This is a genomic window from Clostridium zeae, assembly GCF_017312485.1.
Lineage (GTDB): Bacteria > Bacillota > Clostridia > Clostridiales > Clostridiaceae > Clostridium_AR > Clostridium_AR zeae.
The window spans coordinates 186,674-200,566 of sequence record NZ_BMBA01000008.1 but is presented as its reverse complement, the minus strand read 5'-3'; the positions used below and the strand labels follow the sequence as shown (position 1 = coordinate 200,566).

11 protein-coding genes, 1 tRNA gene, 1 rRNA gene and 1 riboswitch are annotated in these 13,893 nt (G+C 30.2%); all 13 genes read left to right on the top strand.

All coding sequences use genetic code 11. The features are described 5' to 3' along the window. Positions 1-120: 120 nt before the first annotated feature. The 13 genes from rrf (at position 121) to J3477_RS22730 (ending at position 13,258) form a co-directional block, all read left to right on the top strand. Positions 121-238, top strand: a 5S ribosomal RNA gene (gene rrf, locus J3477_RS22790). 6 nt (positions 239-244) lie between these two features. Next, positions 245-319: transfer RNA gene (locus J3477_RS22785), tRNA-Glu, on the top strand. Between the two features lie 513 nt (positions 320-832). Then, positions 833-1,540: a DNA/RNA nuclease SfsA gene (gene sfsA, locus J3477_RS22780; protein ID WP_206872547.1), complete on the top strand. Its 708-nt coding sequence runs from the start codon at positions 833-835 to the stop codon at positions 1,538-1,540. A gap of 40 nt (positions 1,541-1,580) precedes the next feature. Further along, positions 1,581-2,072, top strand: a complete 492-nt coding sequence (locus J3477_RS22775; RefSeq protein ID WP_206872539.1) for an NAD(+) diphosphatase — start codon at positions 1,581-1,583, stop codon at positions 2,070-2,072. 251 nt (positions 2,073-2,323) lie between these two features. Then, on the top strand, positions 2,324-3,013 hold the full coding sequence (locus J3477_RS22770) for a beta/alpha barrel domain-containing protein (RefSeq protein WP_183275724.1): 690 nt from the start codon (positions 2,324-2,326) through the stop codon (positions 3,011-3,013). Between the two features lie 169 nt (positions 3,014-3,182). Then, a riboswitch (Lysine riboswitch) is annotated at positions 3,183-3,385 on the top strand. Between the two features lie 393 nt (positions 3,386-3,778). Further along, complete coding sequence (gene lysA, locus J3477_RS22765) at positions 3,779-5,071, top strand: diaminopimelate decarboxylase (protein ID WP_206872538.1); 1,293 nt, start codon at positions 3,779-3,781, stop codon at positions 5,069-5,071. Between the two features lie 396 nt (positions 5,072-5,467). Further along, positions 5,468-5,704 carry a DUF3006 domain-containing protein gene (locus J3477_RS22760; RefSeq protein ID WP_206872537.1) on the top strand — a complete coding sequence of 79 codons (237 nt, stop codon included), beginning with the start codon at positions 5,468-5,470 and terminating at the stop codon, positions 5,702-5,704. Continuing rightward, entirely contained in the window at positions 5,691-6,224 is a 534-nt protein-coding gene (gene lepB, locus J3477_RS22755) for a signal peptidase I (protein ID WP_371876614.1), read from the top strand. The genes J3477_RS22760 and lepB overlap by 14 nt, the downstream gene beginning before the upstream one ends. Before the next feature lie 124 nt (positions 6,225-6,348). Beyond that, positions 6,349-8,337 carry an ATP-dependent zinc metalloprotease FtsH gene (ftsH, locus tag J3477_RS22750; RefSeq protein ID WP_206872536.1) on the top strand — a complete coding sequence of 663 codons (1,989 nt, stop codon included), beginning with the start codon at positions 6,349-6,351 and terminating at the stop codon, positions 8,335-8,337. A 91-nt stretch (positions 8,338-8,428) separates the two neighbouring features. After that, a complete protein-coding gene (locus J3477_RS22745) occupies positions 8,429-10,561 on the top strand; it encodes a HelD family protein (protein WP_206872535.1) in 2,133 nt (710 codons plus the stop codon). Positions 10,562-10,907: 346 nt separating this feature from the next. After that, a complete protein-coding gene (locus J3477_RS22740) occupies positions 10,908-11,741 on the top strand; it encodes an ABC transporter substrate-binding protein (RefSeq protein WP_206872534.1) in 834 nt (277 codons plus the stop codon). Positions 11,742-11,889: 148 nt separating this feature from the next. Next, the gene (locus J3477_RS22735; RefSeq protein ID WP_206872533.1) at positions 11,890-12,549 is read left to right on the top strand and encodes an amino acid ABC transporter permease; all 660 of its coding nucleotides are present in this window, start codon (positions 11,890-11,892) and stop codon (positions 12,547-12,549) included. Further along, positions 12,536-13,258, top strand: coding sequence for an amino acid ABC transporter ATP-binding protein (locus tag J3477_RS22730; protein WP_206872532.1), 723 nt, complete (start codon positions 12,536-12,538; stop codon positions 13,256-13,258). Before J3477_RS22735 ends, J3477_RS22730 begins: the two co-directional genes overlap by 14 nt. Positions 13,259-13,893 lie beyond the last annotated feature (635 nt).

The window sequence follows — 13,893 nt, the reverse complement described above, 5'->3', positions numbered from 1 at the left end:
TCGGAGGTGTAAGCATGGTAACATGTTCAGCTGACCGATACTAATAGGTCGAGGGCTTGACCAATACAAATTATTACAAAGTAAACTTAAGTGCAATTTTGAAAGAATAATCTTTCAATATCTAGTGATGATGCGTCTAAGGGTTACACCCGTACCCATTCCGAACACGACGGTTAAGACTTAGACGGCTGATGGTACTGCATGGGCGACTGTGTGGGAGAGTAGGTGGTCGCTAGGTTCTCATGGCTCCTTGGTCAAGCGGTCAAGACACCACCCTTTCACGGTGGTAACAGGGGTTCGATTCCCCTAGGAGTCACCATAACCTATATAACTCGATTTACTTCCGGAGTATATCGAGTTTATATATGTGTAGAACGTAATAAGGCTTAGGCCTATAAATGAATATATAAGGAGTTACTCATAAGGGTAATTCCTTATTTTTGTCTACAAAAATTAGTGTTTTTTAAGAAAATAATGTAGAAAAAAGTTGTTTAAAAGAAAAGGATTGACTTATTCACAAAAAAGTTGATTTTTATATTAGTTGTCCACATTTTTGTATACAAACCTGTGAATAAATGTGGATAAGTAGTGCGAAAGTTAATATTTATTGCTATATACTATAAAAAAATAATATAATTAGGTTAGTAATTAAGATTTAGCATACTCAACTTAATGAATATGCTACAACAAAATAGTATATAAACCTACAAAAACTTACATAAAAGCAATAATAATAGTAAAGAATATAAATTTTACGGTTAAATATCAACATTACAAACATATTATGTGGACAATATATGTGAATAATGTGGATAACTATTTCAAATATATTATGAAGGTGATTAATGTGCTAATAGAAAAGCCTGTAGTAGAAGCGATATTTGTTAAAAGACCTAATAGATTTCAAGGATATGTAATGCTGGATAATAAGGAAATAATGACTCATGTACCCAATACAGGGCGATGCAAAGAAATCTTGATACCAGGTACAAAGGTTATACTTAGAAAAGAGGATTCACCAGAAAGAAAAACACAATATGATCTAATAGCTGCATACAAAGAGGAAAATCTCATAAGTATAGACTCTCATATCCCAAATAAGGTAGTGGAAGAGGCGTTAATAAATAAAATGATTCCTTCTTTAGATAAATATAATATAATAATGAGAGAAAAAACTTTTGGAAATAGTAGGTTTGATTTCAAACTTAGTGATGATATTGGCTCTGAGTATTATTTGGAAGTTAAAGGGGTGACTTTGGAGAAAAATGGAGTTGCTAGCTTTCCAGACGCACCTACTGAAAGAGGTAGAAAGCATTTGTTGGAACTTGTAGAGGTTAAAAAACAAGGAAAAGGTGCGGGAGTTATGTTCCTGATACAACTAGATGATATAAAAGCATTTACGCCTCATGATGAAACAGATCCTGAATTTGGTGAGGCATTAAGATATGCAGCTAAAAATGGGGTTGATGTCTTTGCATATTGTTCAGAGGTTACTCCAAACAGCATAACTTTGAAAAGGGAAGTTCAAGTGATATTATAGTATATAGGATATATTGTAAGGTAATTTTAGGGGGAATGACATGAAATTCGTATATTGTCCACTTTGTGGGAAAAAGCTTGAAGAAAGACATAGTTGGGATGAGGGGGGAGTACCATATTGTTCAGAGGATGATATGATGTTTTTTGATGTGCCAAAGCCTTGTATTGTTGTTGCCATTATAAAAGAGAATAAGATATTATTACTTAAGCAAAGCTATATATATAAAAATTCAAAAGTACTTGTTTCAGGTTATATCAGCCCAGATGAAAAGGCAGAAGATGCTGTTTATAGAGAGGTAAAAGAAGAGACGGGATTAATAGTAGATAACATAAAATATTTAGGCAGTGATTATGTTAAAGGCAAAGATCTACTTATGCTTACATATATAGCACACTACAAATCAGGAGAAATTGTAAAGTCTTCGGAAGTGGAATGGCTTGATTGGAGCAATATTGAAGATGCAATAAGTGAAATGACTGAAGATAAGATAGGAAAAACTGTAGTTAAGAAGATACTTAATGAATTAAAATAATTATATTTGTTATATTTTGAATAATATTGTCATATGAATTAAAGAAAAATTAATATAAAAAAAATGACAAGAGAAATTTGTTGTATTAAAATATAGTTAATTTTCAAATTATTTTATTCTTTAGGAAATTGTAATAAGGCAAAATTCGTTTGTATATATATTTTAATTATAAAAGAGTTTTTGATTAATTTCTTTGATATTTAGAATTTATTAATTATATATTTTTTTAAAAGGGAAAGGGGGATATTTAAATGATAGGAAATACAAATAAAGAGCCAAAATATGTACCTGAGATTAAAGGAGCTCTAAGAAATCACTTAATAGAAATGCCTGCAGTTATAAGAGATGCAAGTGGAATAAAGATATTTGGTAAAAGAATAAAATCACTAGTATTTACTACTGATGTTGCAATAATAAAAAACACTAATGCTGATGCAATAATTGCGGTATATCCATTTACTCCTCAGCCTATTATTACAGAAGCTTTAATGCTTGCTGCAGACGTTCCAGTTTTTTGTGGAGTAGGAGGAGGTATAACTCAGGGAATGAGGGTTATAAATCTTGCATTGGATGCAGAGTTTAAAGGTGCAATGGGAGTTGTAGTAAATGCACCTACTTCAAATGAAATTGTAAGTAAGTTGAGAAATACAGTGGATATACCAATAATTGTAACTGTTGTGTCCGAAAACGATGATTTTGAAGGTAGAATAGAAGCAGGAGCTAACATATTAAATGTCTCAGGTGGAAAGAATACAGCAGAGATAGTGCGTAATGTAAGAAAGAAGTTTCCAGACTTCCCTATTATAGCTACAGGTGGACCTACTACCGAAAGCATAAAAGAAACTATAATTGCAGGAGCAAACGCTATAACATATACACCTCCAAGTTCTGGTGAGATATTTAGTGAACTTATGGTCAAATACAGAAGTGATAAAGAGTAGATAAAGATGAAGCACTTCAATGAAAAATCTATTCTATATTAATTATTTTTATTTTGTATTGCATATTTATTTTAATATGATATGATAATAGTTAAATTACAAATAAAATTGAATAATGTCGAGTCGTTAATAATATTAAGGTATTATTGGATTCAACATATTAAACGAAACCTAGGGTAGAGGTGCTGTTTTTAAAAGTATTTATTTGGAGCTGGCGAGTGTAGATAAATAAAGAAAGGAAAAATAGCCGAAGAAGATAGCTTGGCGAAGCTTTTTTCTGGTTATATATATAATATGTATATAACTGTCACTTTAAAGAAAGATAATTATAGGGTTATCTTTGAATTGTTAAAGTGGAGAGCTACAAGGAATTAAGAATTGCATAAAATATTTTCAAGTATTTTTTGAAATATTTTAGAATTATGTCATAAGATAAAAATTCATTTCTGCAATTTCACCTTAAAGCGAATTCTACCCGTCACAGATGTTTTCTGTGGCGTTTTTTATTCTTTAGAAAGTTATATCGAAGATAAAGTTGTAGATAAATATGTGTATACGGCTTAAATGTAGATATAAGTGAAAGAATAAAAAAAGACAAATATAAGATTAAGTATCAGAAAATCTGAAGTTTTTTGCTAATTTTAGATATGCTTGATTACATTATTTGATGTTCAGGAATATCTTAATTTAAGAGTGGTACTTAAACGGTGCTAAAGTAAAGAGTAAAAAGATATTTTGTTTGTTAATATTGGGGAGGTAATGTTGATGAAATTGTTTGGAAGTATGAATGTTGATGAAAATGTATTGTCAATTAGTGGGGTTAGAGCTACAGAACTTGCAGAAAAATACTCTACACCATTATATGTTTTTGATGAAAATCTTATTAGACAAAATTGTAGAGAATATTACAAGGGGCTAAAATGTGAAGATAGAAATAATAGAGTTGCATATGCTGGAAAGGCGTTCTTGACACTTGCAATGTGCAGGATTATACAAGATGAAAATCTATATTTAGATGTTGTGTCAGGTGGAGAGCTTTTTACAGCATATAAATCTGGATTCCCGTTGGAAAAAGTATATTTCCATGGAAATAACAAGACAATTGACGAAATTGAACTAGGAATCGATCTTGGTGTAGGCACTTTTGTAGCAGATAATGAAATGGAGATAGAACTTATCGACAAAATTGCCAAAAAGCATAATAAAAAACAACGAATTTATTTAAGAATAACTCCAGGTATAGAAGCTCATACTCATGAATATATAAAGACAGGTCAGCTAGACTCAAAGTTTGGCTTTGCATATATAGGAGATAATGTATTAAATGTTGTTAATAAAGTTTTAGCTTTATCAAATGTAGAACTTTCAGGGTTACATTGCCATATAGGATCTCAGATATTTGATATAACTCCATATGAAGATGCAACTGAGATAATGTTAACAATTATTAAGGATATATATAACGCTACAGGATATCTTATAAAAGAGCTAGATCTTGGTGGTGGTTTCGGAATTTATTATAATTCTGATGATAAGCCAAAATCAGCAAACGAATATTGTGCTGCAATATTAAGTAAGGCTGACCAAGTTTGCAAAGCATTAGGTCTTGATATGCCTATACTTACCATAGAACCAGGAAGATCTATAGTTGGAAATGCAGGAATTACATTATATAAAGTTGGGTCAATTAAAGAAGTACCTTCAATAAGAAAGTATATATCGGTAGATGGTGGAATGACTGATAATATTAGACCGGCATTATATAATGCTGAATATGAATCAATAGTAGCAAATAAGGTTAACTCTGATGAGTTGGAAGACGTAACTGTGGCTGGAAAGTGTTGCGAATCTGGAGATATATTAATAAATAATATAAAATTACCAAAGGTTGAAACTGGTGACTTATTGGCTATAATGTCAACAGGTGCCTATGGTTACTCTATGGCTAATAATTATAATAAAGCTCCTAAAGCAGCTGTTGTTATGATAAAAGATGGAGAAGATAGGCTTGTTTGTAAGAGAGAGACTTATGCAGATGTAATTAGTAACGAAATATAGAATTAAATCATGAAACTTAATTTAAAATCGAGGTTTCTTGAGAAACTTGCATTTATAAATTGATAAATGAAGAATTGCACAGAGTGTTGAAAATATCGACACTCTGTTATTTTTACTGTAAAGGAAAGTAAAAAAAGAAGAATGTGTAGCCTATTTATTAATTTTAAAGCCAAACTATTTACATAAAGGGAGAAAAGGTATATCATATAATTCACCCAATTAAATTTTATACAATGTATTTACAACAAGTGGAAAAATAACCTTTAAATTATCTATCTACAATAGAAAAAAATTTTTATTATGATATACTTATATAAGGTGTATTTTTGAACAGAGATAAATCATTTCAATAAGAAAATATAAATTATAAAGTGGTTCATCTATAGAGGAGATAATATGAAATTATCTAAAGATTATATAATAATAGATAGAATAGAAGACAATATCGTCATTTGTGAGGTAAATGAAGAAATTTTTAAGATTAATGTCAATAATATTGAAGGAGTACCTAAAGAAGGCGATGTATTGGTTAAGAAAGATTCGATCTATTATATAGACAGAGATTTAACAAATAAAAGGAAATCAATTGTAGAAGACTTAATGAAAGGTATGTGGAATGATGGAGAAAAGTAGTAATAGAAATCCTATGGTCAAATTTTTATTAGATTGGGTAGTACCTATTGGTGCAGCTATATTGCTTGCCATGCTTATTAATAAATTTCTTTTATACAAAGTTTCGGTTCCAACAGAATCAATGTATCCAACTATAAAAAAAGGTGATCAGATGTTTGTGACCAAAGTTTATAATCCTCAAAATATAAAAAGAGGAGATATATTGGTTTTTTATTCAAATGAACTTAAAGACTTACTTATAAAAAGAGTAGTTGGGTTACCTGGAGAAACTGTAGAGATAAAAGATAATGGAGATGTTTATATTGATGGTAAATACCTTCAAGAGGATTATGTAAAAAATCCAGATAGTAAAACAGGAAGTTTTAAGATTCCTGAAGGAAAGTATTTGATGTTAGGTGACAATAGAGCTAATTCTGCAGATGCAAGATATTGGAACAATCCATATATTGATGCTAAGGATATACAAGGAAAAGCAAGAATTAGAGTTTTTCCTTTTGATAGAATTGGGTTGCTTAAGTAGTTTTGGATAATTTTAAACTTAAAACAATTTTTAATGCTTTGCTAGTTTCTAAAAAAGTTTAAGAATATAAGTTAAATTATAAAAGGATAGATATATAATACGACAAATGAAAAGAGGTGCAAATATGTTTAAGAATAATAAAAAATGGCAATATGCTATTATATATGGAATAATAGCTTTGGGCCTATTATTTGCTTTTAATTATACTAAGACTGAGATGATGACAGAGAACATTACATATGATGAATTTCAAAGTATGTTAAAAGATAAAAAGGTAGATACTGTAACTATTACAAGTCAAAAGTTGACGATAATACCAAATAAACAAAGCAGCGATTATGGTAAAACATTATATACAGTGAACTTGGGAGACAAGGATCTTGTTAAAAGCTTACAAGATTCAGGCGCAAAATATCAAGGAAAGCTCCCAGATGCATTTCCAATAGCAGATTTAATACTATATTGGATTGCACCTATAATATTCTTCTTTATAATAGGCAGATTAATGTTTGGTAAGATGGATAAGAAGATGGGTGGCGGAGTGATGTCTTTTGGCAAGAACACTGCTAAGCTTTATGCTGAAGATGAGACTGGTAAAACTTTTGCAGATGTTGCTGGTCAAGAAGAAGCAAAAGAATCACTGAAAGAAATTGTAGATTTTCTACATGACCCTAAAAAATATCAAGAGATAGGAGCAAAATTACCTAAAGGAGCTCTTTTAGTAGGACCTCCAGGAACAGGTAAAACTCTACTTGCAAAAGCAGTAGCTGGAGAAGCCAAGGTTCCATTCTTTTCAATGTCTGGATCAGATTTTGTAGAGCTTTTTGTTGGTATGGGTGCTTCAAGGGTAAGAGATCTATTTAGACAGGCTGAAGAAAAAGCTCCTTGCATAATATTCATAGATGAAATTGATGCAATTGGTAAGAGCAGAGATGGAGCTATCCAAGGTAATGATGAAAGAGAACAAACTTTAAATCAATTACTAGCTGAAATGGATGGATTTGATTCTTCTAAAGGTGTAGTAATTCTAGGAGCTACTAATAGACCAGAAATACTTGATAAGGCTTTATTAAGACCAGGAAGGTTTGATAGAAGAGTTATAGTTGATAGACCAGACCTAAAAGGTAGAATTTCAATATTAAAAGTTCATGCAAAAGATGTTAAGATGAGTGATAATGTAGATATGGAGTCAGTAGCAAAGAGTACTCCAGGAGCAGTAGGGGCTGATCTTGCAAATATAGTTAATGAAGCTGCACTTAGTGCAGTTAAAAATAATAGAAAATTTGTACTTCAAAAGGATTTAGAAGAAGCAGTGGAAGTAATAATAGCAGGTAAGGAAAAGAAGGATAGAATTCTTTCACCTAAAGAAAAAAGAGTTGTTGCTTTCCATGAAGTAGGGCATGCACTTGTAGCAGCTTTACTAAAGAATACTGATCCAGTACACAAGATTACAATAGTTCCAAGAACAATGGGAGCATTAGGCTATACTATGCAGCTTCCAGAAGAAGAAAAATATTTGGTTTCTAAAGATGAGATGATAGATGAAATCACAGTTATGCTTGGTGGAAGAGCTGCAGAGGAGATTGAATTTAATATTATATCTACAGGAGCTTCAAATGATATTGAAAGAGCTACACAATCAGCTAGAAGTATGGTTACTATATATGGTATGACTGATAAGTTTGATATGATGGCATTAGAATCTGTTAGTAATAGATATCTAGATGGAAGACCAGTTCAGAATTGTTCTGCTGAAACTGCAGCACAAATTGATGAAGAAACTTTACAAATTATCAAAAACAGTCATGAAAAAGCAAGAGAGATATTAAGAAATAATAGAGATTTATTAAATGATATTTCAAATGATCTTTTAGAGAAAGAAACTTTATCTGGAGAAGAATTTATGATATTTGTATATGATAAATACCCAGAGTTAAAGGTAGAAAGAGAAAAAAAGGAAGCTGAGAAAAAAGAGTTTGAAAAGCTAGAAAAAGAAAGAAGGAACAAAAAGAACGATGTTCCTGTGTATTCAGATCTAGTTTTAGAATCTAGTATAAAGGAAGTTACTTCAGAATTAATGGTTGATGGCAGTGAGGGCACTGTTCAATCTTAATATCTATATATTGATAAGTTTATTTTAAGATAGAGAAAAAGTTTCCAAAGGGGAACTTTTTCTTCATTAATTTAAGGGAAAGGTGATTTGAATGGAAGATAATAACTCAAGCAGGGAGAAAGAATTACAACTACTATTTGAGGAAGAAAAGTTAAGTGAAACCTTAAAAATAGTAAATGATGAAATTTTAAATTACCTAGAAAAGCGCAAATACATATCTGAATATATAATAGACTACAGAAAAAATGTAATTGAAGAATACAGAGATGATGAAGATAAGGTTACTGAATACTTTGATCATGAAAGATTTGTTAAAGAAGAGGCGTTTAAGACCATAGATAGAAAGTTAAAAGAACTTACTATATTAAAGGAAAATCCGTACTTCGGAAAAGTAGGTTTTACTGAAGCTGAGGATCTATTAGAAAGTCTATATATTGGAAGATTTGGAGTTACACAAGAAGGTAGATATGAGCCAATAATTGTAGACTGGAGAGCTCCTGTAGCAGCACTTTTTTATCACGGAAGCTTAGGTACAGCTGCATACAATTCACCTGTTGGAGATATAAAGGCAGATATAAAGGAAAGAAGACAGTTTATTATAAAAAAGGGAAAACTTCAAGGTATGTTTGACTCAGAAGTCGATGTTAAAGATGATATATTACAGATGGTTTTAAGTTCTAACTCAAGTGAAAAGCTTAAAGATGTAATAATGACTATTCAAGGAGAACAAGATACAATCATAAGAAGACCTAGAGAGAAAACTGTAGTTGTAAATGGTGTAGCGGGTAGTGGAAAAACTACTATAGCTCTTCATAGAGTAGCCTATCTTTTATATAATAACAGAAAACAACTTGGGGATAGGGTTTTAATATTAGGACCTAATTATATATTTATGGAATATATATCTACAGTACTTCCTAGCCTTGGAGAAGTCGGTGTCAAGCAAGACACTATAACTAATTTTATTATAAACCAAATTTCTTTAAATGAAGAGATTATGGAATTTCCTAAATACATGGAAAAGGTACTGTCTGGAGACAAAGAATTCATTGAAGATATTAAACTCAAGAAATCCAAAGTGTTTATTAGCAAGTTAGATGAGCTTGTACAGGATGTAGAGCAAGGTTATTTTAAAATGAAGCCTGTTAATTATTTTGGAGAAGAGATATTAGGTGTAGAAGAAATAAAGAGTATGTTCGAAAAAGATTATTTATATATGCCTATATTTAGAAGAAGTCAAAAAATAAAAAGGGTTATCATATCTAAAATAAAAGATAAACGTGATGAAAAGATTTGGCAATTAAATAAAGAAACAGAAGAATATAAAAAGAGTCTAAATCCAGATGATTTATTGATAGAAGAAAATAATATTGAATTTAATAGAAGAATAAAAATAAGAGAGATAGTAAGAGAGCTTATGAATTCTAGAGCAGAACTAGAAGAATGGATAGATAATGAATCTATATTAAATATCTATAATAAATTTAATGGATATAAAAAGCTCACATCAGATGACTTAGCACCTATACTATATCTAATGATAAAACTTGATGGTAAGAAAGCTAAATCTGATATTAGACATATAGTTATAGATGAGGCACAAGATTATAGTGAATTACAATTTAAAGCTATTAAGGAACTAACAGGCTGTAAGAGCATGACTATTGTTGGAGATACAAATCAAAGATTAGTAGATACTGATCAAGAAGCAGCTATGCTAAGCATTAAAGACATTTATCCAGAAGATGATGTTGAACATTATGACCTAAATATAAGCTATAGATCTACTATGGAGATAATGAATTATGCTAATAAGTTCCTAAAGGAAGAAAAAGTCATTCCACTAGTAAGACAAGGAAAAGAAGTAAAATCAGTTGAAATAGCTTCTGAAGAAGATTTAATAGACGAAATACTTATGTCTATAGAAGATTTTAAGGATGAAGGACTAGAAAGCATTGCAATTATAACAAGAAACTCTGAGGATATGAATAAAATATACCCAAAAGTTCGAGAATTTGCTCCTCTTATGAAGTTCCATAGTGAAGATGTAATCTATAATGGAGGAACTGTTATTATTCCATCCTACTTTGCGAAGGGATTAGAATTTGATGGAGTTATCATAGTAGATTTTAGCTATGAAAAAGATAAAGATGAGGATTTAATAAAGTATATAATGAGTACTAGAGCTTTGCATATGCTGAAAGATATAAATATTAAGTTATAATTATAAATAAATATTTATAATTATATAGATAGATTAGTAATATATTAGTGCATAAAATGTTTGAAATAAGCATTTTATGCACTTTTTATTTTAAATATGCTTAATAAAAGATAATTGTAATATCAAAGTAAATAGATTGAATAATCAAGAAATATCAACGGATTTATTTGTTTTATGCATTATTTAAACGATGTAATATTTGCATATTTATAAATGTTAAAAAATTATTAAAAAATACTTGCATAAAAATGAAAATATAATGTATAATTATACTCAGTTCAAGGGAATAATATTTATTTCTAAATGGTAAACTATATTATGTTTAATTATAGAAAGGGGTCTTAAAATGAAAAAAGGTATATTAAAAACAGTTTTAGCTACTGCCTTGGTTGGGATAATGGCATTTAGCGTGGTTGGTTGTACAAAGAAAAATGATTCTACAGGAGCTACTGGAACTACTAGCGTTGTAGATAAAATTAAAAAATCAGGTAAGCTTGTATTAGCTACAAGTGCAGACTATCCTCCATATGAGTTCCACAAATCAGTTGATGGTAAGGATACAATAGTAGGTTTTGATATTGAAATAGCAAAATCTATAGCTAAAAAACTTGGTGTCGAGCTAGAAATAAGCGATATGAAATTTGATGGGTTAATAGCAGCTTTAAAAACAAATAAGGCTGATTTAGTAATTGCAGGTATGAATCCAACTGATGAAAGAAAGCAAAGTGTGGATTTTTCAAACATATATTATACAGCGACTCAATATGTTGTAGTTAGAGCTGAAGACAAGGCTAAATACACATCTTTAGATTCTCTAGCAGGAAAGACTATAGGAGTTCAAAAGGGTTCAGTACAAGAAGGTTTAGGAAAGGATCAAATAAAGGATTCAAAGCTTCAATCTGTAGGAAAAATTCCTGATGTAATACTTAACTTAAAGAATAAGAAAGTTGAAGCTGCTATCGTTGAAGGTCCAGTTGCTAAGCTTTATGTAGAAAAGAATAGTGATTTAGCAATAAGTGATGCTAAATTCAACTTAGATCCATCAGAACAAGGATCAGCAATAGCTGTTGCTAAGGGTTCAGATGATTTATTAAAGCTAATAAACGAAACTTTAGATGAATTAAAGAAAGATAATAAGATAGATCAATTAGTAATAGATGCAAGTAATTCAGTAGAATAATTTGTGAAAAAAGATTTGATTTTAGTACTTTGATCAATAAGCAGTAATAATGGGGCTAGAAGTTAAAATTGGGGCTATGTAAAGATATTAATGAAGTATAGTAGGTAGGGGTGCCTGCTATATTTCGTATTATTAGGAGGTAATTGGGTTGGGTTTTACAGATATTTGGAATAAGTACCATGGCTTCTATATACAGGGAGCAGAATTAACAATAATTTTAGCATTTTTCACAGTGATTTTTGGTACAATAATAGGGCTTTTTTTAAGTCTTATGAAGCTTTCAAAAAATAAAGTTTTAAAATTTATTGGATCAGCTTATATAGAAATTATAAGAGGTACTCCAATACTAGTTCAATTGTACATCATATTCTATGGATTAGATTATATAGGAATACATCTTTCAGGAATTATGTCAGGTGTAATAACTCTATCTATAAATAGCGGTGCATATGTTGCAGAAATAATCAGAGCAGGTATAAATGCAGTTGATAAAGGACAAACAGAAGCATCTAGAAGTTTAGGACTTACTCAAGGTGCTACAATGAGATATATAATAATACCTCAAGCTTTAAAGAATATTCTACCAGCTTTAGGTAATGAATTTGTTACAATAATAAAAGAATCATCAATAGTATCTGTTATAGGAATAGCAGAACTTATGTATAAGGCTGACACAGTAAGAGGAAACACTTTTGAACCTTTTACTCCACTTATAATTGCAGCAGGTATTTATTTTGTAATGACATTTACATTATCTAAATTAGTAGGAGCATTCGAAAGGAGGCTAGGGGCAAGTGATATACGTTAATAATTTGCACAAATATTTTGGAAAAAATGAAGTTTTAAAGGGAATAACTGACCATATTCAAAAAGGAGAAGTGGTTGTTGTTATAGGACCAAGTGGTTCAGGTAAAAGTACATTTTTAAGATGCTTAAACCTACTTGAAGAACCAACAGATGGTGAAATAGTATTTGAAGGAAATAATATAACTGGTAAGAACGTTAATATCAATAAGATAAGAGAAAAGATGGGGATGGTATTCCAACAGTTTAACTTATTCCCACACAAAACAGTTTTAGAAAACATAACTCTTGCACCTATTAAAGTAAAGGGGCTTAATAAAGCACAGGCTGATGAAGTAGCCTTTAAGCTTTTAGATAAGGTTGGTCTTAGAGATAAAGCAAGTGCATATCCAGCATCCTTATCCGGTGGACAAAAGCAAAGAATTGCAATAGCAAGAGCATTAGCAATGGAGCCAGATGTTATGTTGTTTGATGAACCTACTTCAGCTTTAGACCCTGAAATGGTAGGAGAAGTTCTTAGTGTTATGAAAGGTCTTGCTTCTGAAGGAATGACAATGGTAGTTGTAACTCACGAAATGGGATTTGCAAAGGAAGTTGGAGACAGAATATTATTCATGGATGGTGGAGTTATAGTAGAACAAGGTACACCAGAAGAAATATTTGATAATCCTCAAAATGCAAGAACACAAGATTTCTTATCAAAGGTACTTTAAAATTTAGTGTATATAATTAAGTGTTTTCAAATTCTCTCTTGAAATTAAAGGAGAGGATTTGAAACACATAAAAATATAAAGATTACAAGGTGTTAATGAAACTATTTAGAAAAGATATTTAATTTGAGATTTCTAAATCTATGGGCATAAGTTATTAAATACGATTGAAAGATATAAGTGCATCGTAAAATAGAAGTTTGAAATTTATTATCTTTAAAGAGCTTTATATGAAAGTTTAGTAAGGCGCACATAGATTTTTGATTTTAGGTTAGATTTAATTTGCCAACCCAAATATAGGTTTTTAGATTGATTATTAATTTGTAAAACTTGTTTATTTATCTGATCAATTTATAAGCAAGTGTTATAAAATAATGCTGATTTAAACCCTATACTGTTTTTATATACCAACCCCAATTAGAACACTATTCACAATTGTGAATAGTGTTCTTGTATGTATATTAAAACTAGATTTAGATAGATAATATGACAAAATCATATTAATTCTTTGCGTAAGCTCATTAAAGAATCGGATGAATAATCAATTAATTTAAGCAGCATACTTAACAAAGTCTCAAATATTAATAAATTGAAACAATTTCATATTTTTATAGTATATAATATTTAAATAATATATA

Coding starts and splice junctions, on each gene's coding strand:
- J3477_RS22775 (WP_206872539.1), top strand. CDS start 1,581: ATGAAATTCGTATATTGTCCACTTTGTGGGAAAAAGCTTGAAGAAAGA.
- lepB (WP_371876614.1), top strand. CDS start 5,691: ATGGAGAAAAGTAGTAATAGAAATCCTATGGTCAAATTTTTATTAGAT.
- ftsH (WP_206872536.1), top strand. CDS start 6,349: ATGTTTAAGAATAATAAAAAATGGCAATATGCTATTATATATGGAATA.
- lysA (WP_206872538.1), top strand. CDS start 3,779: ATGAAATTGTTTGGAAGTATGAATGTTGATGAAAATGTATTGTCAATT.
- J3477_RS22745 (WP_206872535.1), top strand. CDS start 8,429: ATGGAAGATAATAACTCAAGCAGGGAGAAAGAATTACAACTACTATTT.
- J3477_RS22740 (WP_206872534.1), top strand. CDS start 10,908: ATGAAAAAAGGTATATTAAAAACAGTTTTAGCTACTGCCTTGGTTGGG.
- J3477_RS22760 (WP_206872537.1), top strand. CDS start 5,468: ATGAAATTATCTAAAGATTATATAATAATAGATAGAATAGAAGACAAT.
- J3477_RS22770 (WP_183275724.1), top strand. CDS start 2,324: ATGATAGGAAATACAAATAAAGAGCCAAAATATGTACCTGAGATTAAA.
- sfsA (WP_206872547.1), top strand. CDS start 833: ATGAAGGTGATTAATGTGCTAATAGAAAAGCCTGTAGTAGAAGCGATA.